General features: G+C 74.9%; 17 protein-coding genes. 6 read left to right on the forward strand and 11 right to left on the reverse strand.

Annotated features, from left to right (window positions below):
* Positions 1-11: 11 nt before the first annotated feature.
* From ABD385_RS22730 to ABD385_RS22750, 5 genes are all read right to left on the reverse strand, one after another.
* Positions 12-1,034 carry a TolB-like translocation protein gene (locus tag ABD385_RS22730; protein WP_344579076.1) on the reverse strand — a complete coding sequence of 341 codons (1,023 nt, stop codon included), beginning with the start codon at positions 1,032-1,034 and terminating at the stop codon, positions 12-14.
* A complete protein-coding gene (locus ABD385_RS22735) occupies positions 1,031-2,398 on the reverse strand; it encodes an MFS transporter (RefSeq protein WP_344579077.1) in 1,368 nt (455 codons plus the stop codon). The genes ABD385_RS22730 and ABD385_RS22735 overlap by 4 nt, the downstream gene beginning before the upstream one ends.
* Before the next feature lie 5 nt (positions 2,399-2,403).
* Entirely contained in the window at positions 2,404-3,297 is an 894-nt protein-coding gene (locus tag ABD385_RS22740; protein WP_344579079.1) for an alkaline phosphatase family protein, read from the reverse strand.
* A gap of 138 nt (positions 3,298-3,435) precedes the next feature.
* Positions 3,436-4,383, reverse strand: a complete 948-nt coding sequence (locus ABD385_RS22745) for a trypsin-like serine peptidase (RefSeq protein WP_344579081.1) — start codon at positions 4,381-4,383, stop codon at positions 3,436-3,438.
* Between the two features lie 107 nt (positions 4,384-4,490).
* The gene (locus ABD385_RS22750) at positions 4,491-5,654 is read right to left on the reverse strand and encodes a CaiB/BaiF CoA transferase family protein (RefSeq protein WP_344579082.1); all 1,164 of its coding nucleotides are present in this window, start codon (positions 5,652-5,654) and stop codon (positions 4,491-4,493) included.
* Between the two features lie 132 nt (positions 5,655-5,786).
* Between ABD385_RS22750 and ABD385_RS22755 the strand changes: the two genes are divergently transcribed.
* Positions 5,787-7,205 (forward strand): tetratricopeptide repeat protein, encoded by a 1,419-nt coding sequence (locus tag ABD385_RS22755; RefSeq protein ID WP_344579084.1) that lies wholly within the window; start codon positions 5,787-5,789, stop codon positions 7,203-7,205.
* A gap of 10 nt (positions 7,206-7,215) precedes the next feature.
* On the opposite strand, the gene ABD385_RS22760 is transcribed toward ABD385_RS22755, so the two are convergent.
* The 6 genes from ABD385_RS22760 to ABD385_RS22785 form a co-directional block, all read right to left on the reverse strand.
* Complete coding sequence (locus ABD385_RS22760; RefSeq protein ID WP_344579086.1) at positions 7,216-9,651, reverse strand: SpoIIE family protein phosphatase; 2,436 nt, start codon at positions 9,649-9,651, stop codon at positions 7,216-7,218.
* 95 nt (positions 9,652-9,746) lie between these two features.
* Positions 9,747-10,520, reverse strand: a complete 774-nt coding sequence (locus ABD385_RS22765) for a uracil-DNA glycosylase (protein WP_344579088.1) — start codon at positions 10,518-10,520, stop codon at positions 9,747-9,749.
* A 5-nt stretch (positions 10,521-10,525) separates the two neighbouring features.
* Positions 10,526-12,631: a SpoIIE family protein phosphatase gene (locus tag ABD385_RS22770; protein ID WP_344579090.1), complete on the reverse strand. Its 2,106-nt coding sequence runs from the start codon at positions 12,629-12,631 to the stop codon at positions 10,526-10,528.
* 78 nt (positions 12,632-12,709) lie between these two features.
* The gene (locus ABD385_RS22775; protein ID WP_344579091.1) at positions 12,710-13,966 is read right to left on the reverse strand and encodes an ATP-grasp domain-containing protein; all 1,257 of its coding nucleotides are present in this window, start codon (positions 13,964-13,966) and stop codon (positions 12,710-12,712) included.
* A 33-nt stretch (positions 13,967-13,999) separates the two neighbouring features.
* Positions 14,000-15,238 (reverse strand): MFS transporter, encoded by a 1,239-nt coding sequence (locus ABD385_RS22780; RefSeq protein WP_344579093.1) that lies wholly within the window; start codon positions 15,236-15,238, stop codon positions 14,000-14,002.
* A complete protein-coding gene (locus tag ABD385_RS22785) occupies positions 15,235-16,863 on the reverse strand; it encodes an AMP-binding protein (protein WP_344579095.1) in 1,629 nt (542 codons plus the stop codon). The genes ABD385_RS22780 and ABD385_RS22785 overlap by 4 nt, the downstream gene beginning before the upstream one ends.
* A 280-nt stretch (positions 16,864-17,143) precedes the next feature.
* Between ABD385_RS22785 and ABD385_RS22790 the strand changes: the two genes are divergently transcribed.
* The 5 genes from ABD385_RS22790 to ABD385_RS22810 all read left to right on the forward strand — a co-directional run bounded on the left by ABD385_RS22790 (position 17,144) and on the right by ABD385_RS22810 (position 25,324).
* On the forward strand, positions 17,144-18,415 hold the full coding sequence (locus ABD385_RS22790) for a condensation domain-containing protein (protein WP_344579098.1): 1,272 nt from the start codon (positions 17,144-17,146) through the stop codon (positions 18,413-18,415).
* Positions 18,416-18,568: 153 nt separating this feature from the next.
* Positions 18,569-20,995 carry an ATP-grasp domain-containing protein gene (locus ABD385_RS22795; RefSeq protein WP_344579101.1) on the forward strand — a complete coding sequence of 809 codons (2,427 nt, stop codon included), beginning with the start codon at positions 18,569-18,571 and terminating at the stop codon, positions 20,993-20,995.
* Positions 20,996-21,039: 44 nt separating this feature from the next.
* Positions 21,040-22,719 carry a carbamoyltransferase C-terminal domain-containing protein gene (locus ABD385_RS22800; RefSeq protein WP_344579104.1) on the forward strand — a complete coding sequence of 560 codons (1,680 nt, stop codon included), beginning with the start codon at positions 21,040-21,042 and terminating at the stop codon, positions 22,717-22,719.
* Positions 22,716-24,056, forward strand: a complete 1,341-nt coding sequence (locus tag ABD385_RS22805; RefSeq protein ID WP_344579106.1) for a KamA family radical SAM protein — start codon at positions 22,716-22,718, stop codon at positions 24,054-24,056. Before ABD385_RS22800 ends, ABD385_RS22805 begins: the two co-directional genes overlap by 4 nt.
* Complete coding sequence (locus ABD385_RS22810; RefSeq protein ID WP_344579107.1) at positions 24,053-25,324, forward strand: pyridoxal phosphate-dependent aminotransferase; 1,272 nt, start codon at positions 24,053-24,055, stop codon at positions 25,322-25,324. The genes ABD385_RS22805 and ABD385_RS22810 overlap by 4 nt, the downstream gene beginning before the upstream one ends.
* Positions 25,325-25,379 lie beyond the last annotated feature (55 nt).

Here is a 25,379-nt window from a genome sequence, read left to right on the forward strand (position 1 = left end):
CGGTGGCCGCCTCAGCCGAGGTAGGCGGGGGCGACCGCGGAGGTCATCATCCGCCGGGCGGTGCCCGAGCCGTCGGCGGGGACCGTCCACAGGTCCGAGCCGTAGTCGCCGGGGAGCGCGTAGACCAGGGTGCCGTTGCCGGACCAGAGCGCCTGGTCGTCGATGTTGCGGTGTTCGGCGGTGGCGGTCTCCTTCATGGTGGCGAGGTCCAGGACGTAGAGCCGCCAGGGGGCGTCGGGGGAGGCGCCGGGTACGCGCTTCTTGTACGCGATCCGGGTGCCGTCGGGGGAGAGCGAGGGGCACTCGACGTTGGTGTGCAGCGTGGTGAGGGTGCGGGCGGTGCGGTCGCCGCGGACGAGGTAGGTGCGGCCGCCGGTGGCGAGGGTCGCGTAGAAGCGGGTGTCGTCGGCGAAGGTGACGCCCCAGATGTTGACGTCGGAGGCGTGGTAGGGCCGGCCGTCCAGGCGGACGGCGTACTCCTCCAGGTTGTCGTCCAGCGCCCAGGTGCGGGTGTCGGCGATCGCGGTGCGGGTGGAGAAGGCGGTGCCCGCGTACGAGTCCCCGCTGACGAAGACCGTCCAGGCGACGGTCCGGCCGGAGGGGGAGACCCGGGCCCGGGTGGGGATGCCGGCGGCGGGGAAGTGGTGCCGCACCCGAAGGTGGGAGTCGAGGACCACCGCCCGGTAGCTGTCCTGGAGGGTGCCGCGTTCGGCCTGGAGGCAGATGCCGGTGCCGGCGGCGGCGTGGAAGCGCAGGCACTTCACGCCGGAGGCGGTGCGCGGCCCCTGCGGATGGTCGGCCGGCACCGTGGCGATCTCGTCGCGGTGCGGGCCCCAGGCCAGGTTGCGCACCAGCAACTGCCGTTCCCCGTCGGGGGCGAGCCGGACGGTGCCGGTGCGGACCGCCGGGCCGTCGGCCTGCTGCCGGTCGCGGACGGCGGACCGGTCGGCGGCGCGCAGCACCGCGGCGGTGCCGACCGTGCCCAGCAGCACCACCGCGAACAGCAGCACGGCCAGGCGGGTCTTGCGGTTCATCGGGGCGCTCCCTCGGGGGTGGGGCGGTCGCCGTCGGCGGTGCCGCCGGGGCTTCGGTCCGGTGCGTCGGTGGTCCGCAGCAGCCGGGCGGCGCCGAGCGCGGCGGCGGCGAGGGCGACGGCGGCGAGGGCCAGCGCGGACCGTCCGTCCCACAGGCTCCAGGCCGCGCCGAACGCCAGCGAGCAGACGAACCGGGCCAGCGCCTGACCGGTGCCCACCAGTGCCTGTCCGGCGCCCAGGTGTTCGGTCGGGACCGCGCCCGCGGTGGCGGCGGCCAGCACCCCGTCGGTGGCCGCGTAGAACGCGCCGTGCAGGGCCAGCACCGCGACGACCGTGGCCGGCCCGTGCAGCGGGGCGAGGACCAGTCCGTAGGCCAGCAGGAGCGCGGCGTGGCCGGCGAGGAAGAGCCGGCGGCGGCCGGCCCGGTCGGCGAGTGCGCCCAGCGGCACGGCGAGCAGCAGGAAGACCGCGGCGGTGCCCAGCGGCAGCAGCGGGAACAGCGCGGCGGGCACGCCCAGTTCGCGTTGGAGGAGGAGGTAGAGGAACGCGTCGCTGACGGTGGTGAGCCCGAGCAGTGCCGCGCACAGCGTCAGGCGGCGCAGGTCGGGGCGGCGGAGCAGGGCCAGCGAGTCGCGCAGTGCGGGGCGGGCGGGCGCCGGGGCGGTGGCGGCGGGCCGGGCCGTGCTGGTCCGGGCCGTGCTGGGCTCGCTGCCGGGCCGTGCGGGGACGAAGAGCACCAGCACCAGTACGCCCAGCGCCGCCACGCACGCGCTCACCGTGAACACCGCGTCGTAGCCGTCGACCGCGATCCGCAGCACCGCGAACGCCGCCAGCGGCCCCAGCAGCGCGCCGGCGGTGTCCATCGCGCGGTGCACGCCGAACGCCCGGCCGCGGTGCTCGGGAAGGGTGGACAGCGAGATCATCGCGTCCCGGGGCGCGGTGCGCAGTCCCTTGCCGGCGCGGTCGACGGCCAGGACGGCGCTGATCGCCGGCAGTCCCTGGGCGAGGAGCAACAGGGGCTTGCAGAGCGCGGACAGGCCGTAGCCGAGGCCGGCCACCACCTTGTGCCGGCGCCCGCCGCCGTCGGCGAGGTGGCCGCCGGCGAGCCGGACCAGCGCCCCCACCCCGTTGTTGATGCCGTCCAGCAGGCCGAAGCCGAGCGGCGACAGGCCGAGGGCGGTGACCACGTACAGCGGCAGCACCGCGGTGATCATCTCCGCGGAGACGTCGGTGATCAGGCTGACCGCGCCGAGGGCGAGCACCGTGCCGGGCACCGCGGGCCGCCGCCCCGGGCGGGTGGTGTCCGGGGCGGCGGCGGTGCCGGGGGTGCCGGCCGTGCTGTTGCGGGAGTCCGCGAGGTACACGGGCGTCAGTTCCAGATGCCGGTGACGTCGGACGCGGCGGCGGCGTTGCCGGCGTGGGTGCTCAGACCGGCCAGGTCCTCCAGGGTCCGCAGGACGTTGTAGTGGTTGTAGGTGGTGCTGCTGGAGCTGCCGGGCGCGACGTGTGCGCCGTAGAAGAGCGTCGGGATGCGGTTGCCGGAGAGGCGGTTGTCCTCGTCGAAGGTGACGACCAGCATGCTGTTGTGGGTCTTGGCCCACTCGGCGTAGCCGCTGAGCTTGTTCTTGACCCAGGTGTCGCCGGTGCCCACCGAGCAGTCGTGCATGTCGTTGCAGAGGTCCGGGATGACGAACGAGACCTTCGGCAGGGTGCTGTAGTCGGACGGGAACTGGGTCATGGTCTTGGCGGTGTTCGTCGGCACGTTGGAGAAGCCGAACCACGGGTTGTGCTTCTGCGCGTACTTCCCGCTGCTGCACGTCGTCGAGCCCTGGCTCGGCAGGCCCTCGTTGTAGCTCGCCCAGGTCTGGCCGGCGGCGATCAGCTCGGCGCCGAGGTTGGGGGCGGACATCGATCCGACCGGGACGCAACTGTCGTCCGTGCGGCCCTGGTTGGAGCCGGAGAACAGCATGTAGTAGTTCGGTTCGCTGGGGTGGGTGAGGCCGAACGACTGGGTCAGGTCGGCGCCGCCGGCCTTGAGGGAGTTCAGGTAGGGCGCGCTGGAGCTGCCGACGACCTGGCCGTAGGCGTGGTTCTCCAGCATCACCACGACCACGTGGTCGGGGGAGGGGAGCGCGGCGGCCTGGGCGCTGGCGGTGGCGCCGGACGCGGCCCACAGCCCGAGCGAGGCGGCGGCGAGGGCCGCCGCGCCGGCCACTGCGGTGAGGGAACGCCGGGTGCGCTTGCGCGCCGTGACTGCGGTCATGACTGTCCTCCGGACAGGAGTGACGGGCGTAGGGGGTGGGGGAGCGCGGCAACCCTAGAAGCAGCCGGCCGGACCCGGCCGTCCACCGGGTGAAGAACAAACGAACGAATGGCCTTCACCCGGGCGCCCGTTCGCGCGTCAGGCCGGGGTGCGCGGTGCCGCCGGGGTGTCGCCCCGTACGGCGTGCAGGTACAGCAGCGCGATGTCGAGGGTGAAGTACGAGCTGTAGGAGATGTCCGGGGTGTCCCCGCCGGTGTGGTAGCCGCCGATCACGCCGATCAGCGCGTAGCCGCCGAAGTCCCGTACCAGGAACGGCCCGCCGGAGGTGCCGCCGACGTACCCGGCGCAGGGGATCTCCAGGAAGTCGCCCGGGGCGGCCGGGTCGGTGCTGGTGTAGCGGTGGGTGGCCGAGGCGCAGTCCAGCGGCTGCGGGTAGCGGGCGTCGCTGTTGCCGGGGTAGCCGATGAGCCGGACGTCGCGGTGGTCGTACCCGGGGTAGGGGAGCAGGTCGAAGCCGCCGGTGACCTGTTGGACCCGGGCGCCGTCCGCGCGCGGCCCGACCCGGACCACCGCGTAGTCCCAGCGGGCGCCGCCGTCCGTGCCCAGGTCGTAGTAGCGCTGGTCGAGGTAGGTCCGCTCGACGGGGTAGATGCCGTGCGGCTTCTGGCCGTCGTGGTACTGCGGCACGAACGACAGGTACTTCTTCGGGTCGGCGGAGCGCAGGCAGTGCCCGGCGGTGACCACGAGGTCGCGGTGCGGGCTGCGGACCACCGTCCCGCCGCAGAACCGGCCGGTGTTGCTGCCGTCGGTCCAGAAGAACGTGCCCACCTGCGGCAGTCCCGCGAAGGGGTGGCTGGGCGGTACCGGCGCGGCGGTCGGCCGCGCCGGCCCGGTCCCCTTCGCCGCCACCGGCTCGGCGGCCTCCATGCGCCCCGCGGTCCAGTACGCGTCGACGGAGGAGGGCGGATCACCGGCGGCAGCGTGCGCGGGCGGTGCGGGCAGTGCGAGCAGGGCCAGGACGAGCACCAACAGGGCGGCGAGCGGCGCGGGAACGAGGCGGCCGCGGGCGGCGCGGGGTCTGCCCATGGGCGGAGTCCTTTCGAAGGGAGGGCGGCCCGGCCGTGCGACGTCCGCCGCCGGTCGGGTCCGCGTCGACATCGTCGTACGGCACCGGGCCGCTGGCCAGAGGGGCGTCAGCGGTTGCCGGGCGTTTCCCCCGACGTGTCGTCGAGTTCCGCCAGAATGCGTTCGCGGTCCTCGTCCAGCGCCGGGATCCGGTCCATCCGGGGCTCCCGGCCGGGCACGGTGACCGGCGGCAGCAGCGCGTCCAGCGGGCCGACCGGGGAGTCCACGGTGCGCCAGCGGTCCCGGGCGGCGAGTTGGGGGTGCTCGGTGAACCCGGTGACGTCGCGCAGTCGGGCGTGGGCGATCCGGGCGTCGGCCAACCGCCGCTCGATCTCGCGCGCCGACAGCCGGCCGAACCGTTCCTCGATCCGTTCCCGCAGCGCCGTCCGGTTCGCGACCCGGGCGGAGTTCGTGGCGAAGCGCGGATCGGTGGTCAACTCCGGGAGCCGGAGCACCTGTCCGCAGAACACCGACCACTCCCGTGCGTTCTGCACGCCGAGGAAGACCCGTGCGCCGTCCGCCGCGCGGTACGGCCCGTACGGGGCGATCGTGGCGTGTTCGGCGCCGGAGCGGGGCGGGGTGGTGCCGCCGTAGCGGGTGAAGTAGGCGGGGTAGCCCATCCATTCGCCCAGCGCCTCCAGCATCGACACCTCGAAGGCGCCGCCCCGGCCGGTGCGCTCGCGTTCGTACAGGGCGGTCAGGATCCCGCTGTAGGCGTACATCCCGGCGGCGAGGTCGGCCACCGGCAGCCCGATCTTGGCCGGTTCCCGCTCGGTGCCGGTCAGCGACATCGCCCCGGCCTCGCACTGCACCAGCAGGTCGTACGCCTTGGCGTGCGCGTACGGGCCGCCGGTGCCGTAGCCGGAGATGTCGCACACGACGAGCCGCGGGTGCGCCGCCAGCAGCGCCGCGGCGTCCAGGCCCAGCCGTTCGGCGGCGCCCGGTGCGAGGTTCTGCACGAAGACGTCGGCGCGGGCGAGCAGCTGCCGCAGCACCGCGGCGTCCTCGGGGCGCTTCACGTCGAGGGCGATCGACTCCTTGTTGCGGTTGAGCCAGACGAAGTGGCTGGACATCCCGCGCACCGTCTCGTCGTACGCGCGGGCGAAGTCGCCCGTCCCGGGGCGTTCCACCTTGATGACCCGGGCGCCGAGGTCGGCGAGTTGGCGGGTGGCGAAGGGTGCCGCGACCGCCTGTTCGAGCGCGACGATCGTGATGCCGTCCAGAGGGAGCATAAGTGGGCCTTTCCTGCGGAGACGGGGCGGAGCCGGGCGAGGGGGGTAGCTATCTGCCCGTGGGTCCGGACCGAAGGATCCACGGATCCGACGGGATCCGGCGGCACCCCCACTCACCCCGCAGGAGCCACCATGACAGTCGACCGGCACGGGCTCGCCCTGACCGACACCGGTCCCGACGCCCTCGACCTCTACGAACGGGCCCTGGACGACCTGCTGTTCTTCCGTCCCCGCATCGAGGAGACCGCACGGGAGCTACTGACCGCCGCGCCCCGCGCGCCGATGGCCCACGCCCTCGCCGCCTACCTGGGCGTGCTGGGCACGGAGGAGAAGGGCGCGGCGGCCGCCCGCGACACCTTCACCGCGTTCCGCGCCGCCCTCGACGCCGACCGGGCCACCGCGCGCGAGCGGATGCACCTGGCCGCAGCGGGCGCCTGGTTGGACGGCGACTACGGCACCGCCGGCTGGATCCTCGGCGAGGTCGCCGTCGCCCACCCCCGCGACCTGCTGGCCCTGTTCGCCGGCCACCACCACGACTTCCTCACGGGCGACGCGCTGCGGCTGCGCGACCGGGTCGGCGGGGCGCTGGACGCCTGGGACGAGGACGATCCGCACTACGGCCCGCTGCTGGGCATGTACGCCTTCGGCCTGGAGGAGAACGGCCACTACGAGCACGCCGAAGAGACCGGCCTGGCCGCCCTGGAGCGGCGTCCGCGGGACGTGTGGGGCATCCACGCGGTGGCGCACACCTACGAGATGCGCGGCCGGTTCACCGACGGCGCGCGCTTCCTGGACGCCCGCACCGACGCCTGGTCGGACGGCACCCTGCTCACCGTCCACAACTGGTGGCACCACGCCCTGTTCCTCCTGGAAGCCGGCGACACCGGCCGCGTCCTGGACGTCTACGACGCCGCGGTGCACCACGCCGACTCCGCGGACGTGGCGATGGAACTCATCGACGCCGCGGCCCTGTTGTGGCGCCTGTACCTCGACGGGGACGACCAGGGGGCCCGCTGGGCGGCGGTCGCCGACGCCTGGGAGCGCCGCGACGACGGCCCGCACTACGCCTTCAACGACGCCCACGCGGTGATGGCGTACGTCGGCGCGGGGCGCCAGGACCGGGCCGAGCGGCTCGTCCGGGACCGCGAGCGCTGGTTGGCCGGGGTTCCGGCCGGCCCGTCGCCCACCAACCGCGCGATGACCGCCGACGTCGGCCTGCCCGTCTGCCGGGCGCTGCTCGCCTACGGCCGCGGGGACTTCGCCGGCGCCACCGACCTGCTGCTGCCGGTCCGCCACCGGCTGCACGTCTTCGGCGGCAGCCACGCCCAGCGCGACGCGGTCCAGCGCACCCTGGTCGAGGCCGCGCTCCGGGCCGGCCGCCACGACCTGGCCGGCACCCTGTTGAGCGAGCGCAGCCGGCTGCGTCCGGTCTGCCCCTACAACTGGTCGGCCAAGGCCCGCCTGGCGGAGCAGCTGGGGGCGCCGGAGCGGGCGGCCGCGGCGCGGGAACGGGCGGCGGCGCAGGCGGCCGGCGGCGTGCCGGCCGGGTGAGCCGGGCCGGTCAGGTCAGCAACTGCTCCGCCCAGATCACCTTGCCGTCGGTGGTGTAGCGGGTGCCCCACCGGTGGGTGAACTGGGAGATGAGGAACAGTCCGCGCCCGCCCTCGTCGGTGGTCCGCGGATGCCGCAGGTACGGGGAGGTGCTGGAGCCGTCGCACACCTCGCAGATCAGCGTGTGCTCCAGGATCAGCCGCAGTCGGATCGGCCCCGACCCGTACCGGATCGCGTTGGTGACCAGTTCGCTGACGACCAGCTCGGTGGTGAACGTCAGCGCGGACAGGTCCCATTCGGTCAGCTGCTGCGCGGCCATCTCCCGGGCCCGGCCCACCAGGGCCGGGTCGGCGGTCAGTTCCCAGGAGGCGAACCGGTCCGGGGCCAGGCCGCGGGTGCGGGCCAGCAGCAGCGTGACGTCGTCGTGCTGCCGGCGCGGCACCAGTGCGCCGAGGACGGCTTCGCCGAGTGCGTCGAGGGAGTCGTCCGGGGCGGCGAGGGCGTGCAGCAGCCGGTCCTTGGCCGGTTCGCCGGCCCCGGGGCCCGCGCCGGCCAGCAGCCCGTCGGTGTAGAGGGCCAGCACGCTGTCCTCCTTGACGGTCACCTCGACGGCCTCGAACGGCAGTCCGCTGACGCCCAGTTGGGGCCCGATCGGCAGTTCGGCGAAGGCGGCGGTGCCGTCGGGGGCGACGATGACCGGCGGCGGGTGCCCGGCGCTGGCGAGGGTGAAGCAGCGGCCGACCGGGTCGTAGACCGCGTACAGGCAACTGGTGCCCACCGCGCCGGCGTCCGCGCCCTGGCCGCCCTCCTCCGACACCCGGCTGACCAGGTCGTCGAGGCGGGCGAGGAGTTCCTCCGGGCGCAGGTCGAGGGCGGCGAGGGTCTGCACCGCGGTGCGCAGCCGCCCCATCGTGGCGATCGCGCCGATGCCGTGCCCGCGGACCTCGCCCACCACCAGCGCCAGCCGCGCCCCGGACAGCGGGATCACGTCGTACCAGTCGCCGCCCACCCCGGCCAGTTCGTCCGCGGGCCGGTAGGAGGTCGCCAGGGTCAGCGCGCTGTGCTCCAGGACGCCCTGCGGCAGCAGACTGCGCTGGAGGGTGAGGGCCGCGGAGCGTTCCCGGGTGTAGCGGCGGGCGTTGTCCAGGCAGACCGCGGCCCGGGTCACGAACTCCTCGGCCAGCCGCAGGTCGTCGGGGCTGAACGGTTCGCTGCGCGCCCGCCGGAAGAAGCTGGTGACGCCCATCGTCGTGCCGCGCGCCCGGATCGGCACCACCATCGCGGTGTGCAGGCCCTGTTCGCGCAGCAGCCGGCGCCGGCCGCCGGGGATGTCGGCGGCCCACTCCGGGCCCTGCGGGTCCAGCCACTCCACCCGCCACGACTTGCCGTCGACCAGGGCCCGGATGGGTGGGGACCAGGAGTGGTACGACGCCAGGTCCCCGACGTCGACGACCGCTTCGGGGACGCCCGGTCGGGCCGACTGCTGGCCGCCGCGGCGCAGCGCGACCCGGTCGGTGTCGCCGGGCGGCCCGGTGAGCGGGTCGCCGCCCCGGATCACCGAGTCGAGCAGGTCCACGGTGACGAAGTCGGCGAGGTCGGGCACCGCGACGTCGGCGAGTTCCTGGGCGGTGCGCAGCACGTCGAGGGACTGGCCGATGGCGGTGCCGGCCCGGTCGAGCAGGGTCAGCCGCTGCCGGTTGCGGTACCGCTCGGTGATGTCCAGGACGGTGTAACAGACGCCGATGGGGCGGCCGTTGACGCCGTCGAGCCGGACGAACGACATCGCGTGGGCGCGTTCGGAGCGCGGGTCGGACTGCGGGCGGCCGAGGTGTTCGTAGCCCAGGACCGGCTCGCCGCTCTCCAGGACGCGCTGCATCTGGGCCTCCAGCGCCTGTGCGTCGAGGCCCGGCTGGACCTCGGCCAGCCGCCGTCCGATGCGTTCTTGCGCCGGGCCGCCGCCGAACCGTTCCAGGGCGAGGTTGGACCACACGAACCGCAGGTCGGTGTCGACCACGGCCATCCCGACCGGCGTCTGCATCAGGAGCTTCTCCAGCACCGCCCGGCTCATCTCCCAGCCCGGGAACAACGACGCCTCGGCGGACACCACCAGCCAGTGCGCGGTGCCGTCGCCGTCGGTCACCCGGGCCAGCTGCACCATGACGTCGACCAGGGAGCCGTCCTTGCGCCGGGCGGTGAGCGTGCCGCTCCAGCCGCCGTGCGCCCGGCACTCGGCGGCGAGCTCGGACAGCCGGGCCGCGTCGTCCGGGGCGAGCAGGGACGCCGCGGCCCGCCCCACCACGTCCGCGGCCGGGTGGCCGAACAGCCGCTCGGCACCGTCCGGCCAGCTCTCCACGCGGCCGCGGGCGTCGCACAGCACCAGGGCGGCGTCGGCGATGTCGAGCGGCGCCTGCCGCCCGTCGTGGCCGTGCTCCTCGAAGTCCACCATCAGAGCCGTTCCGTCTCTGCCGGATACCGGGCGAATGCGTTATATGGGGTATTTACCCCATCTGAGGGTACTGGCCCCGGGACGTTCGGCCCGTCTCACAGCCCGGCGAGTTCACGGGCCCGGTCGAGCAGGGCGAGCAGCATGTCCGGGGTGAGCCGGCGGGTGAAGGTGTTCCGCTGGCTCGGGTGGTAGCAGCCGAGCACCCGCAGCTCCCCGCCCCGCGGGCCGGCCGGCAGGGTCACCTCCGCGCCGTGGCCGAACGCCGGCCGGGGCCGCGGCACCGGCCAGCCCGCCGCACCCAGCGCCGGCCACAGCGCGTCCCAGCCGAACCCGCCCAGCGCCACCACCACCCGCAGCCCGGGCGCCAGCAGGGCCAGCTCCCGCGCCAACCAGGGACGGCAGGTCGCCCGCTCGGCCCCGGTCGGCCGGTTCTGCGGCGGCGCGCAGCGCACCGGCGCGGTGACCCGCACCCCGTGGAGCGCCAGCCCGTCGCCCCGGTGCGTGGCGGTCGGCTGCGAGGCCAGGCCCACCGCGTGCAACGCCGCGAACAGGAAGTCGCCGGAGGCGTCGCCGGTGAACATCCGCCCGGTGCGGTTGCCGCCGTGCGCGGCCGGCGCCAGGCCCACCACGGCCAGCGCCGCGTCCGGCGGGCCGAACCCCGGAACCGGCCGCGCCCAGTACTCCCAGTCCCGGAACGCCGCCCGCCGCTCCACCGCCACCCGCTCCCGCCAGGCCACCAGCCGCGGACAGGCCCGGCAGTCGACCACCGCGGCGTCCAGCGCCGGCAGACCGTCGCACCGCGCCGCCCGGTCGGCCGGGTAGTCGCGCTCCTCCGGGCCGGGCGGCACCCCGCTCGGCTCCCCGCTCATCCGACTCACCCGCCGTCGTCCGGACCGCCGCCGGTCGGGGCGAGCAGCAGCAGCGCCACGTCGTCCAGCCTCTCGCGCCGCGCCCCGCGCCGGGCCAGGACGGCGTCGGCGAGGATGCCGGGGTCCGCCGCCAGGTCCGCCCCGGCCAGCTCGGTGGCCAGGTCCGCCACCCCCTCGTCCAGGTCCCGGCCGGGCCGCTCGACCAGCCCGTCCGTGTAGAGCGCGAGCACCGCGCCGGGCGGCACGGCGACGGTGGTGGCGGAGTAGCGGGTGCCGGGCGCCACGCCCAGCAGCATCCCAGGCGGCACCCGCAGCACCTCGGTGCGCCCGTCGGGGTGGCGCAGCACCGGCGGCGGATGGCCGGCGCTGGCCAGGCACGCCTGGTGCGTGCGCAGGTCGAGGTGGACGTAGAGGCAGCTGGTGAACAGGTCGGGGTCCAGGTCGCAGAGCAGCCGGTTGGTGCGGTCCAGCACCTCGTCCGGTGCCGCGCCGGCCGAGGCGTGGGCGTGCACCGCGGTGCGGGCCTGGCCCATCAGCGCCGCGGCCGCCGCGTTGTGGCCCTGCACGTCGCCGATCACCGCGGCCACCTGGTGCTCGTCGAGCCGGATCAGGTCGTAGAAGTCGCCGCCGATGTCCATGCCGCGGGTCGACGGCAGGTAGCGGGCGGCGACCGCAAGACCGGGGACCGGCGGCAGGCGGTGCGGCAGCAGCCCGGCCTGCAGGTCGTGCGCGAGCTGCTGCTTGGTGTCGTAGAGGAACGCCCGGTCCAGCGCCTGGGCCATCAGCCCGGCCAGCGAGGTCAGCACCTGCTGCTCGGAGGTGGTGAAGGTCCGCGGGTGGCGGTACGCCAGGACGCAGCAGCCGACCGGGCGTCCGGAGACGATCAGCGGCAGCACCGCCCGGGCCGCCATCCCGGTCAGTTCCGCCAGCCCGGGGAAGAACCGCTCGGTCTCCTCGACGGTGCTGAAGAAGCTCGGCTCGCCGGTGGCCAGGGCGCGCACGGTGGGGCTGTTCGCGGTGCTGAGCGGGATCCCCTCGAACGCCTCCACGGCGGCCTGCGGATAGCCGCGGTGACCGACGGTGCGCAGCCGGCCCGCGTCCGCGACGTACATCATCATCCCCTGGGCACCGAAGGCCGGCACGATCTGCTCGGCGAACAGCTCGGTGACGTCCTGGACGCCCACCGCCTCGGTGAGCGCCGCCGCGAGGTGCAGCACGTGGTACATCTGCCCGGCCCGCAGCGGCATGACCTCGGTGGGCCAGCGGGCCTCCGGATCCTCCTGGTCGTCCGCGGCGCTGATCCACACGCTCACCCCCCGACCGTCCGGGAACAGCCGGAACGCCAGCCACTGCGCCGGGGGCCGGCGGGCGGTGAACGACGCCGGGCGACGGCTGATCACCGCGGCCCGGCACCGGTCCTCGAAGACCGGCCCGGCCAACCAGGGCAGCGCCTCCCAGGGCCGGGTCCCGAGCAGCCGGGGCACGCCGGCGCCCAGCAGTCGGGCGGCGCTCCCGCTCAGCATGGTGACCCGCCCGTCCAGGTCCAGTGCGCAGCCGCCGCCCGGCAGCCGCTCCACGTAGTCGACAGCGGCCAGCGCCTGGTCGGGGTCGACGGTGCGGGCCGGGGGCACCGGGACCACCAGCGGCCCGTCGGGGCCGGGGCCCGCGGGCAGCAGCTCGGCCAGCCGCGGGCAGGCCGCCGCGAACGCGGTCCGTTCGGCGTCCGACAGCTCCGGCGCGTGGCCGGCCGGCCACAGCAGCACCACCGCGCCCCGGCAGTCGGTGCCGTCGTTCAGGGGGGCCGCGCCCAGCGCGAAGTCGTAGGGCAGCGTCACTGCGGTCCGCGGGAAGTCCCGGGCCAGCTGCTGGTGGCCGGCCGCCCACACCAGGCGCTGCCCGCGTGCCGCGACCGCGACCGGGAGGGGCGCGGCCAGCGCGATCCGCCGCCAGGGGTCCAGCACCGGCGGAGGGATGCCGCTCAGTGCGGTCAGCCGCAGCACCGGGGCGTCCGGCGCCAGCTCGTAGACCATGGCCGACGAGGCCCCGGTCTCGGCCATCGTCCGCAGCACCTCCCGACCCAGTGGGGCTTCCGCGGCCCCACCGGTCGTCATGGTCCACCTACCCACGGCCGCGGCACAGTGTTGACGTTACGCCGCCGGTCGGTCGGTGGCAGTGCTACCGGCGGTGCGCTACCAGCGGGTGGCCAGCTCCACGGGGACGGCGGCCAGCGCCGCGTCGGCCGCCGCGTTGGCCTCGGCGGGCGTGCCGGCGCGCACGATGAGGTGGCCGATCCGGGACAGGTTGTCGTCCGGGCCGCCCACGGCGTCGCCGGGCATCTTGGTCAGTTGGGTGGCGACGACGTGGTCGCCGTGCGGGAGCCGCCCGACCCAGCGCAGCGTCCCGGCTTCGGGGGCGGTCAGGAAGCGGATCGCGGCGGCGGCGTTCCGGCGCGGGGTGACGTCGGGGCGTTCGCCCAGGACGGCCTGGAGGTGGGCGCGGGCCATGTCGATGCCGAGGGCTTCGTGCACCAGCCGCATGATGAGGTCGCCGGGCGGTCGCGCCCCCACCTCGATGACCTTCGGCCGGCCGGTCGGCGCCACCTTCACCTCGGTGTGCGCCAGGCCGTGCCGCAGGCCGAGGGCGGTCACCGCACCGGTGGCCGCGGCGCACACCGCGGCCCTGGCCTGTGGGGGCAGCGCCGCGGGCACGGTGTGGCCGAGTTCGGCGCGGCGGGTGCCCGCGGTGGTGAACTTCTCGGTGACCGCGAGGTGGTGGACGGTGCCGTCGGCGACGACCGTCTCCACGCTGAACTCCGGTCCGTCGACGTGCTCCTGGGCGAGCAGGGTGGTGTCCAGGGCGATGCCGTGCGGCAGTTTGTGGCGCTGGGACTGCGCCCGTCGGGCCGCGGCGGGCAGTTCGGCGGCCGAGCGGACCACCGAGACGCCGATCGACGCGGCGTTCTCGGCCGGTTTGACGACCAGTGGGTAGGTCAGGCCGGTGGCCGCGATCCGCCGGGCGAGGGCGTCCGGGTCGGGGGCGGTCACGGTCTGCGGGGCCGGGACGCCGTGGGCGGCGAACGCCTCGGCCATCAGCCGCTTGTTGCGGCCGGCCGGCGCCGGCCCGGGGCGGTGGCCGGGCAGGTCGAGCGCGGCGGCCAGTCGGGCGGCGAGCGGGGTGAGGAACTCCCAGCAGGGCACGATGCCGTCGATGCCGGTGTCGCGGCAGAAGCCGGTCAGGTCGTCGAGGGCGCGGGCCGGGTCGGCGAAGTCGGTGAAGGCGGTGCCGGTGATCAGGTCCGTCAACTCGGGCCGGTAGTGGGCGTAGAGCTCCTTGTGGGTGGCCACGTAGGCGTCCAGGCCGAGGCCGGCGGCGGCCGCGAGCAGATCGCCGCCCGCGGCGACGTCGGCTTCCAGGAGCAGCACCTTCTGGCGGGGCTTCGTGGGCACGTCCTTCCTTCCTTGTGGGGGTGCGGCGCGTGCTCAGCGGGGCGCGCGGCGGCGCAGTGCGGGCGCCAGGGCCAGTTGGCCGAGGGCTGCGAGCAGGCTGAGCGCGGCGCAGCTGAGCCAGAGGACGGTGGGGCCGACGACGAGCAGGCGGGTGCCGACGACCGGGGCGATCAGGAAGCCGGTGCCCCAGGCCATGCCGATCAGACCGTTGTAGCGGCCGCGCAGCGCGGGCGGCGCGAGGTCGGCGACGACGGCCGCGGTGACCGCGAAGACCAGGATCTCGCCGAGCGTGGCGATCGCGACCGCCAGGCCGTAGTGGACGGCCGAGGTGGCGGTGGCCGCGACCGCGTTGCCGGCCGCGGCGACGGCGAAGCCGAGGGCCAGCAACCGGCTCTTGTCCCGGCCGTCCAGCCGGTGGCCGATCAGCGGTTGGGCCGCGAGGACGACGAGGCCGTTGACCGCCATCACCGTGCCGTAGGCGCCGCTCGACATGCCGGTGGCCGTCATCGCCAACGGCAGTGTGGTGAAGGCCTGTTGGAAGACCACCGCGTAGAGCACGATGAGGCCGGCGAAGGCCACCATCACCCGGTCCCGCAGCACGGTGCCGAAGCCGCCGGCGGACCCTTCCCGGAGGGCCGGTCGGGTCTCGGGGACGGCCAGCCACACCAGCACTCCGAACGCCGTGCAGGCCCCGGCGTCGAGCCAGAACAGCAGGCCGAAGCCGTGCGCGGCGAGGTAGCCGCCGAGGACCATGGCGATCGAGAAGCCCAGGTTGACGGCCCACAGCAGCAGGCCGTAGGCGCGGGTCCGGTCGGCGGCCGGCACCGCGTCGGCGACCAGTGCCTGGGCGGCCGGCCGGAACAGGTCGAGGGTGATGCCCAGCACGAAGCAGGCCGCGATCAGCACCGGGAGGCTGCGCGCGCTGCCGAGGACGAGCAGGGTCGCGCCGTTCGCCAGCATCCCGCCGGTGAGCGCCGCCCGCCGGCCGAACCGGTCGGCGAGGAAGCCGCCGAGCGGTTGTGAGATCACCGCGCCGGCGCCGCCGACGGCCAGCACCCAGCCGACGGTGGCGACCGGGACGTGCCGGGCGCCGGTGAGGTAGAGGCTGAGGAACGGATTGACCATCGCGCCCAGCCGGTTGACCAGCGAGCCGCCCCACAGGACCCAGAACGCACCGGGCAGCCCGCCGGCCCGCACCCGCACGAAGCTCCGCAGTCGGCCCTCGGCGGCGAGGCCCGCGGTGGTGGTGGCGGATTCGTCGAGTCCGGTCACCGGGCGCTCCCGACGGGCGCGGCTCCGGCGTCCTCGGCTCTCGCCCCGGCCTCCGCCAGCAGCGCGGTGCGATCGACCTTGCCGTGGGCCGTCGTGGGCAGCCGGTCCAGCACCCGGATCTCCTGGGGAACCATGTACGGGGGCAGCGTCTCGGCGCAGAAGGTCCACAGGTCGCCGGGGTCGTCGAGGCAGTGGCCGGTGGCGAGGGTGACGAAGGCGGCCAGTTGGGTGCCGCCGCCGGGCAGCGGCAACGGCAGGGCGGTGGCCGCGGTGACGCCGGGGTGTGCGGTCAACCGCCGCTCCACTTCGCCGAGTTCGACGCGGTTGCCGTTGATCTGTACCTGGGAGTCGACCCGTCCGGCGAAGCGGTAGCCGCCGTCCGTGCCGCGCAGCGCCAGGTCCCCGGAGCGCAGCACGTACTGGCCGGACTCCGGGCACAGCGGGTCGGGGACCAGCGTGGCGCGGGTGGCCTCCGGGTCGCCCCAGTAGCCGGAGAACAGGGCGGGGCTGCGCAGGTGGATCTCGCCGACCACGTCGGGTTCGTCGACGACCCGGCCGTCGGGGTCGACCAGCAGGATTTCGGCGCCCGGGTGGGCGGTGCCGAGGGAGAGCCGTTCGACCTCTTCCGGGAGCGGGTTCGGCACGTCCTCGAAGGAGCAGGCCATGGACTCGGTGGCGCCGTAGCAGTTGACGATCCGGGCGGTCGGCAACAGCTCCTGGAGGCGACGGAGTTCGGGCAGCGGGAACTCCTCGCCGCAGAAGAGGACCCCGCGCAGCCCGGTCAACGCGGCCAGTCGCTTGGGTTCGTGGCGCAGCACCTGACGCCAGATGGAGGGGACGCCGTTGACCTGGGTGGCACCGGTCTCCCGCAGGATCCGCAGCAAGTGCCGTGGCCAGCGCACCAGTTGGGGCGAAACGGGGACGACGGCGGCGCCGCTGCCCAGGGCCAGTCCGATGTTGAGCAGCGAGAAGTCGAACTGGAGCGGTGAGGTGCTGGCGATGCGGTCGTCGGGGCCGGCGATCCGGTGCGCCAGCATGCCGCGGTAGAACGCGACCACCGCGCGGTGGCTCATCACCACGCCCTTGGGCCGTCCGGTGGTGCCGGAGGTGAAGATGATGTACGCCGGGTCGGTGGGGCAGGGTGTGCGGCGGCGGGGCGGGCGGTGCGCGGGGGCCCGTTCGACGGTGAGACCGTCGCGGTCGAAGCGTCCGGTCCCGACCGCCTCCGGCACGTCCGTCCGGTTGCCGTTCGCCGCCTGGAGGTGCAGGGCGGGGCGCACGGTGTCGATGAGGGTCTCCAGGCGCTGCTGCGGGGTCTGCGGGCTCACCGGGACGAAGGTGAGGCCCGCTTGCGAGCAGGCGAGGAGCATCGCGAGGGCCGGGGCGCTGGTGTCCGCCTCCAGGATCACCCGGGAGCCGGGTTCGAGCTCCAGCGCTCCCAGGGCGCCCGCCAACGCGTCGGTGTGGGAGCGGAGTTCGGCGTAGCTGGTGACGGTGGTCCGGCCGGCCTCGGGCGATTCGACGACGGCGGGGGCGTCGGGGGAGTGCCGCGCCGGGTCGAGCAGGAAGGAGTGCAGGAAGTCCGGGCGGAGGTCGGCGGCGGACGGGTGCGGCTGCTGACTCACGGTGCTGAATCCCCCTGTGGCGTTCACACACGATGTTTCGGAGCAAAGGCGGGGCAGATCACGGGATATGGGTCGAAAAACTGCCACCGTGTTCCGGCATTTGGAAAGATGATTCCGGGAAGTGGCATTCAGGCTCTCATGGCTTTCCGGGCGTCGGCGTGTGAGGTGGATCACTTCGCGAGTTGGATCACTTCTTGCCACGTTCGGCGGATTGTGGCAGCGTCGTGGTTCGCATGGAACTCATCTTCCGTATTACGGAAATGCGACATGGGGGATCTGTATGTCCGAGGCAGGACCACTGTCGCTGGGTCAGCTCTCGGTGTGGCACGACATCCGAGACCTCCCGGCGGCCCGGTGGCACGAGCCGAACAACGCCGCCGCCTGGCCCCTGCCACCCGGCACCACCGCCGCACGGGCCCGCACCGCGTTGCGCACCGTCGTCGCCAGGCACCCGTCCCTGCGCACCCGCTACGACGTCCACGACCCGGCCGCGCCACGGCAGTTGGCGCCCGACGCGGACTTCGACGACGCGCTGCCGACGCTCGACGCGGCACCGGCCGACCACCGCGACGCGGCGGGACCCGACGCACTCGCCGCCCGCCTGGCCGGCGAACCCTTCGACCTGAGGCGCCAACACGGCTGGCGCGCCCGCCTGTTGACGCACCGCGGGGACCCGTCCCACCTGCTGTTCGCCAAGCACCACATCGCCGCCGACGCCTGGGCCCAGGAACTCCTGCACCGCGAGTTCCGCCAGGCCCTCACCGACCCCGACGGGCTCGGCCCCACTCCACCCGGACCCGCCGACTTGGCCGCCGCCCAGCACGCCCCCGCCGGACTCCGCCGGCAGGCCGCGGCGCTCGACCACTGGGACCAACTCCTCGGCGGCGCACCGTCGGTGGCCCTGCCCCGCACCCCCGGCGCCGAGGGCGGCACCGTCCAGGCCACCCTGCGCTCCGCCGCCGCCCGCCCGGCCGCACACGCCGTCGCCGAACGCGCCCGGGTCTCCGTCTCCAGCGTCGTCCTGGCCGCCTACGTCCACACCGTGGCCAGCCTGTGCGACACCGACACCCTGTTGGTGCAGCTGATGAGCGCCAACCGCTTCGGCGGCCGCTGGAAGGACCTGGTCACCTCCATGAACCAGTGGGTGCCGGCACGGGTCGAACGGGCCCGCACCGCCGACCTGGTCGCCCTCGCCGACGCCGTCCACTGGAGTGCCCTCGCCGCCTTCCGGCACGGCATGCACGACGTCACCGCCGTCGCCGCACTGCGCCAGCGGACGCCGCACGCCGCCGAACCGGCCTGCGCCTTCAACTTCGTTGCCCTGCCGGACAGTTCGCCATTCGACCCGCTCCCGATCCGGGCGTCCGCCGAAGAGCCGGTGCTGACCTGGGAAGAACCCTTCACCACCATCGGCCCGCGATGTTACGCCCGCGCCCTGGAGAGCGACCGCGACCTCACCGTCCGGCTCACCGTCAAGGACCTCGGCCGGGACCGCTGCGCCGCCCTGCTGACCGGCCTGCACGCCACCCTGCTGGCCGCCGCCGCAGCCTGACCGGCCGCCCGCCCACACCGACGGGGCACCCGGCCCGACCCCGGCCCCGCCACCTCACCCGTGCGCAGGGGGAGCCACCTCCGCCTGCCGCCACCGGTGTCCGGCCTGCCCGCCGCCGCCCCGAACCGCGCCCCCTCGCCCCAGGAGCCCCCGGTGCACCACGTGCTCGTCATCCACCGCTGGACCGACCGCTACGCCGACTACGCCGCCTACCTCGACCACACCGCGCACCGCGTCAGCTACGTCACCACCGAGCGGGCCGCCCGCCACCTCCCTCTCGAACAGGCCGCCGGGGTACGGCTGGTGGACAGCACCGAGGACGTCAAGGCGGTCCACGAGGCGATCGACGCACTGGTCGAGCGCTCCGGCCCGGTGACCCGGGTCGTCGCGCTCCAGGAGACCGACCTCGACCTGGCCGCCGACCTCCGCGACGCCCTCGACCTGCCCGGACAACGCGGCGCCGACCTCGAACCGCTGCGCGACAAACTCCTGATGGCCACGCGACTGGCCGCCGCCGACGTCCCCGTACCGCCGACCGCGGACGCGCCCGACCACGCCGCGGTCACCGACTTCGCCGCCCGGCACGGCTGGCCGGTGCTGGTCAAACCCCGCCGCGGCACCGCCAGCGCCGGCATCACCCGTCTGGACTCCCCGGCCGAACTCGCCGACTACGCCTTCCCCCGGGACGACGCGCTGCTGGTCCAGCCCTGGCTGCCCGACGAAGTCCTGCACGTGGACGGCGTGTTCACCGGCGACGGCCTTGGCCCCTGGCGGGCCGCCCGCTACCTCACGACCTGCCTGGAGTTCACCACCGGCACCGCCCTGGCCTCCGTCGAGATCGACGACCCCGACCTCCTCGACCGCATCGCCGAGATCACCACCGCCACCACCCGCGCCCTCTTCGCCGGGCCCGCCGTCTTCCACCTGGAGCTGTTCCACGGCGACCACGGCACCCTGACCGTCCTGGAGATCGGCTCCCGGCCCGGCGGCGCCGAAGTCCCGTTCGTCTGGCGGGAGGTGCACGGCATCGACCTGATGGCGGTGGCCTGCGCCCACCAGACCGGCGCCGAGCCGCCCGCCTGGCCGACCGCCCCGCCGAGCGAGGTCGCCGGCTGGCTGCTCGTCCCGCCGTCCGTACCCCAACCCTGCCGGGTCCGCACCCCGCCGGCCCCCCAGCAGGACGGACCGTACGCGCAGGTCGCCCCGGAGGCCGGGGCGCTGCTCACCGGCGGCGGGTACGAGCACGCCGGGGCCCGGTTCCGCTACCGCGGCGCCAGCAGCGCGGAGGTGACCGCCGCGGTCCGCCGCACCCTGCGCGACGCCGTCTTGGACTGCACACCCGTCGACTCCGCAGCCCCGCCCCGGCTCGTCGTCATCGGCTGCGGCAACCCGCCCTACCGCGAATACGCCCTGCGCACCCTCGCCGGGCACCAGAGCACCGCACTGGTCCAGCCCGCCGAGATCGACTGGCAACGGCACCACGTCGCCGACCGCTTCGTCGCCGCCGACACCACCGACCCCACCGCCACCACCCGCGCCGCCGCCGCACTGCTCGCCGACCACCCCGGCCCCGGCGCCGTCCTCACCTGGGACGAGGCGCTGCTGGAAACCACCGCCGAGGTCGCCCGCCGACTGCACCTGCCGCACATGAGCCCCGAGGCCGTCCGCCGCTGCCGCGACAAGCTGACCACCCGGCGGCTGCTGGAACGCGCCGGCGTGCCCTCCGCCCGCTTCCGGCACGTCCACACCGCCGACCAGGCACGGGCCGCCGCCGACGAACTGGGCCCGCAGGTCGTGGTCAAACCCCGCGACCTGGCCGGCAGCATCGGCGTCAGCCTCGCCAGCGGCCCCACCGAGACCGCCCGCGCCTACGCCCGGGCGGTCGGCGCCGCCTTCCCCGGACTGGGCGCACTGGACGGGGCGATCGTCGAGGAGTACCTGTCCGGACCGGAGATCAGCGTGGACTGCGCGGTCGCCGGCGACAGAGTCCACCTCGTCAACGTCGCCCGCAAACGGCTCGGCTTCGCCCCGCACTTCGAGGAGACCGGCCACCTGGTCGCCCCCTGGCGCCACGAACCCTGGGCCGACGAGGTCCGCGCCGTGGTCACCGACGCCCACACCGTCCTCGGCATCCGCACCGGCCTCACCCACACCGAACTGCGCCTGACCCCCACCGGCCCCCGCATCGTGGAGGTCAACGGCCGCCTCGGCGGCGACTTCATCCCGCTGCTCGGCACCCTCGCCACCGGCCTGGACCCGGTCGTCACCGCCGCCGACCTCGCCCTCGGCCGGACCCCGGACCTCACCACCACCCACGACCGCTGCGCCGAGGTCCGCTTCCTCTACCCCGAACGGGACGGCACCGTCGCCTCGTTGGACGTCAGTGCCGCCGCTGCCGAACCCGGCATCGAACGCGCCGTCCCGCTCGCCGCGCCCGGCACCCGCCTCCTGCTGCCGCCGCGCGGCATCGTCCCCCGCCTGGCCGCCCTGCTGGCCACCGGTGACACGCCCGACGCGTGCGCGGCCGCCCTCGACCGCGCCCAACTCGCCGTGCGGCACTCCCTCGCCCCCCTCCGGTGACCCGGTCCCACCCGGACACCGACCGACGAAGAGAGACACCCGACATGTGGATCCTTGGCGTCAACGCCCCGCCGACCGGCTGGCACGACAGCGCCGCCTGCCTCATCGACGAACACGGCGAGATCGTCGCCTTCTCCGAGGAGGAGCGCCTCAACCGCCACCGCCACTCCCTCTACCGCAAGCCCTTCAGCGCCGCCCGCTTCGTCCTCCACCAGGCCGGCCTCACCCCCGCCGACATCGACGTGGTCGCCCTCGGCTGGGACAGCGAGCAGCTCTACCCGCAGCGGTTCGCCACCGACGCCGAGTTCCTCGCCTACGCCGTCGGCCTCGACTTCGGCGCCCGCACCCCCGAGGTCGTCCGCGTCCCGCACCACCAGGCGCACGCCGCCTCCTCGTTCTACGCCTCGCCGTTCCGCAAGGCCGGCGTCCTGGTCGTCGACGGCCACGGCGAGAACGAGTCCTCCACCATCTGGACCTACGAGGACGGCGCCGCACCCCGCCTGGAGCGCACCTGGCAGCGCACCGCCTCCCTCGGCTACGCCTACGACGCCGCCTCCACCTGGCTCGGCTTCTCCTTCCTCAACGCCGGCAAGACCATGGGCCTGGCCGCCTACGGCCGCGCCGCCGGCCTGGAGACGGAACCCCTCGTCGAGATCGCCGCCGACGACTTCCGCCTGGCCGTCGCCCCGCTGAAGGAGAACCACGGCACCGCCACCGCCGACGAGATCAAGGAGCAGTACGACACCGTCGTCGGCCGGTGGCGGGAGCACTACGCCCGGATCGCCGGCGCCGACGGCCCCGACGCCCCCGAGGACCGCCTCGCCGACGACCCCAAGGCCGTCCTCGTCGCCTACACCGCCCAGCGCATCATCGAGGAGTCTGTCCGCCACCTCGCCGCGCTCACCCGCAAGGCGGCCGGCGTCGAGGAGCTCTGCCTCAGCGGCGGCGTCGCCCTCAACTGCAGCACCAACGGCACCCTGCCCGGCCCGCTCTACGTCCCGCCGGTGCCGCACGACGCCGGCGTGGCGCTCGGCGCCGCCTGGACCGTCCGCCCGCCCCGCCGGCACACCACGGCGCTCAGCCCCTACCAGGGCACCGACGTGCACGGCCCCGACTACGCCGGCCGCGAGGCGGCGCTGGACACCTCCGACCTGCTCCGCACCGACCTCGACACCGACGCCCTCACCGCCCTGCTCCTCGAAGGGCAGATCGGCGCGGTCGCGCAGGGCCGCGCCGAGGTCGGCCCGCGCGCCCTGTGCCGCCGCTCGATCATCGCGGTGCCGAACACCCCCGACGTCAACACCCGGGTCAACACCGTCAAGAACCGCGAGCAGTGGCGCCCCTTCGCCGGCGTCACCCGCCGCGACTACGGCGCCCGGCTCTGGGAACAGCAGGAGTACCTGAGCCGGTACATGCTCGGCGCCGCCAAGGCCACCGAACTCGGCCGACGGGTCGCCCCCGGCGTCGTCCACGTCGACGGCACGACCCGGCCGCAGGTGCTGCACGGCGACGAAGCGCCGGCCGTCGGCGCCGTCCTCGACGCCCTCGACCGCCACGGCGCACCGCCGGTGCTCCTCAACACCTCCTTCAACGACAAGGGCGAACCCATCGTCAACACCGCCGCCGACGCGCTGACCGCCTTCCGCGCCATGGACCTCGACTTCCTGGTGCTCGGCGACGACCTCTACCGCAAGCAGAGCCGGACCGGGGGTGCCCGCCGATGACGGCCGGTGCCCCGGAAACCACCCGCTTTCGCGCGTACGGGCCCCGCCACATCGACACCATCGCCGACCGCTACGGGCTGCCCGACGAGGTGCGGGAGACCGTCCGCCGGATCTCGCTGGTCCTGCCGTTCCGCGTCAACTCCTACGTCCTGGACCAGCTGATCGACTGGGACGACGTGCCCGGCGACCCGATGTTCCAGCTGACCTTCCCGCAACGCGGCATGCTCACCGGCGACGACGAGGACCGGCTCGGCAAGCTCTCCGCCGACCCCGCCGACCGACTGCTGCTGCGCGAGGCCGTTACGGACATCCGCGGCCGGCTCAACCCGCACCCCTCGGGCCAACAGCAGCTCAACGTCCCCGTCCAGGACGGCGAGGCGATCCCCGGACTCCAGCACAAGTACCGCGAGACCGTGCTGTACTTCCCCGGCCAGGGGCAGACCTGCCACGCGTACTGCACCTACTGCTTCCGCTGGGCGCAGTTCATCGGCGACGCCGACCTGCGGTTCGCCGCGCCCGACCCGAGCGGGCTGCTCGACCACCTGCGCGCGCACCCCGAGGTCCACGACGTGCTGGTCACCGGCGGCGACCCGATGGTGATGTCCACCGACCGGCTGCGCACCCACCTGGAGCCGCTGCTGGACGTGGCGACGGTCCGCACCATCCGGATCGGCACCAAGTCCGTCGCCTACTGGCCCCAGCGCTTCGTCACCGACGCCGACGCCGACGACGCGCTGCGCCTCTTCGAGCAGGTGGTGGACTCCGGCCGGCAGCTCGCGGTGATGGCCCACTTCAGCCACCCGCGGGAACTCGCGACGGACCTGTCCCAACAGGCGCTCCGCCGCATCCGCGCCACCGGCGCCGTCGTCTACTGCCAGGCCCCGCTGATCGCCCACGTCAACGACGACGCCGAGACGTGGAGCCGGCTGTGGCGCGCCGAACTCGCCGCCGGCGCCGTCCCCTACTACCAGTTCGTCGAGCGGGACACCGGTCCGCACGCGTACTTCAAGGTGCCGCTGGCCCGCGCCGCGGAGATCTTCGCGGACGCTTACCGCACCCTGCCCGGCCTCGCCCGCACGGTCCGCGGTCCGGTCATGTCGGCCACCCCGGGCAAGGTCGTGGTGGACGGGGTGGAGGAGACCCCCGAGGGGGCGTTCTTCCGGCTGCGGATGCTCCAGGCGCGGCAGCCGTCCCTGGTCGGCCGGCCCTTCCGGGCCCGCTACTCGGCCACCGCCGCCTGGCTCGACGAACTGGAGCTGGACCCCGCCACCCCCGCCGACCTCGCGGCGGCCGTCCGCGGCGGGACCGCGTCCCGCACCGAAGGGAGCCCGGCATGACCCCCGCCCGCCCCAGCGCCCCCGCGCCCTCGCCGAACCTCGCGCTGAACCAACTGGTCGACCGGCGCCGGGCCCGCGGCGAATCCCTGGTACACCTGGCCTTCGGCGAGGCCCGGCTGCCGGTCCTGCCGCAGCTCGCGGCGCGGTTGGCCGCCGGCGCGAGCCGCGCCGCCTACGGGCCGGTGGCCGGCGCCGAGGACGTCCGTACCGAGGTGGCCGGCTACTTCACCCGCCGCCGGCAGCCCACCACCGCCGACCAGGTGGTCGTGGCCCCCGGCAGCAAGCCGCTGCTGATGGCCCTCCAACTGACCGTGCCCGGCGACGTGTTGCTGCCCAGTCCGGCCTGGAACACCTACGCGCCGCAGGCCCGCTACGCCGGCAAGCGGGTCTTCGGCGTGCCGGTCCCCGCTCAGTGCGGCGGCGTCCCGGCGCCCGACGCGCTGCGCACCGCCCTCCGTGAGGCCCGCGCCGCCGGCGGCGACCCGCGCCTGCTGATCCTCACCCTCCCCGACAACCCCACCGGCACCCTCGCCCCGCCCGCGCTGGTCCGTGAACTCGGGGCACTGGCGCGGGAGGAGGACCTGGTGGTCGTCGCAGACGAGATCTACCGCGACATCGTCCACGACCCCGACCGCACCCCCTTCCTCAGCCCGGCCGAGGTGGCCCCCGAACGCACCGTGGTCACCAGCGGCCTGTCCAAGACCCTCGGCCTGGGCGGCTGGCGGATCGGCGTGGCACGGTTCCCGGCCGGCGACACCGGGGAGCGGCTGCGCGCCGGCGTCATCGCCGTCGCCAGCGAACTGTGGTCCACCCTCGCCGGCCCGATGCAGCACGTCGCCGCGTACGCCTACGCCGAACCGCCGGAGATCACCGAGCGGGTGCGGGCCGCGGCCCGGCTGCACGGCGCGGTGGCCCGGGCCGTGCACCGGATCGCGGTCGACGCCGGCGCCACCTGCCGCCCGCCCACCGCCGGCTTCTACGTCTACCCGGACTTCGAGCCGCTGCGCGAGCGCCTGGCGGCCCGCGGCGTCACCGACTCGGCGTCCCTGGCCGGCGCCCTCCTCGACGGGTCCGGCCTCGTCGTCCTCGGCGGCCACCTGCTCGGCGACGACCCGCACGCGCTCCGCTTCAAGGCCGCCACCAGCCTCCTCTACGGCGACGAGGAGCAGCAGGCGGCGGCACTGGCGGCCGACGACCCCACCCGACTGCCGCACGTCGCCGGTGAACTCGCCCGGATCGCCGAGGGGTTCGCCCGCCTCCTCGACTAGCCCCGCCCCGCCCGTCGCCGACCCGGCCGACCGGACCCGGCACCCGGCCGGGCCG

The sequence above is a fragment of the Streptomyces lunalinharesii genome, from assembly GCF_039532155.1.
Lineage (GTDB): Bacteria > Actinomycetota > Actinomycetes > Streptomycetales > Streptomycetaceae > Streptomyces > Streptomyces lunalinharesii.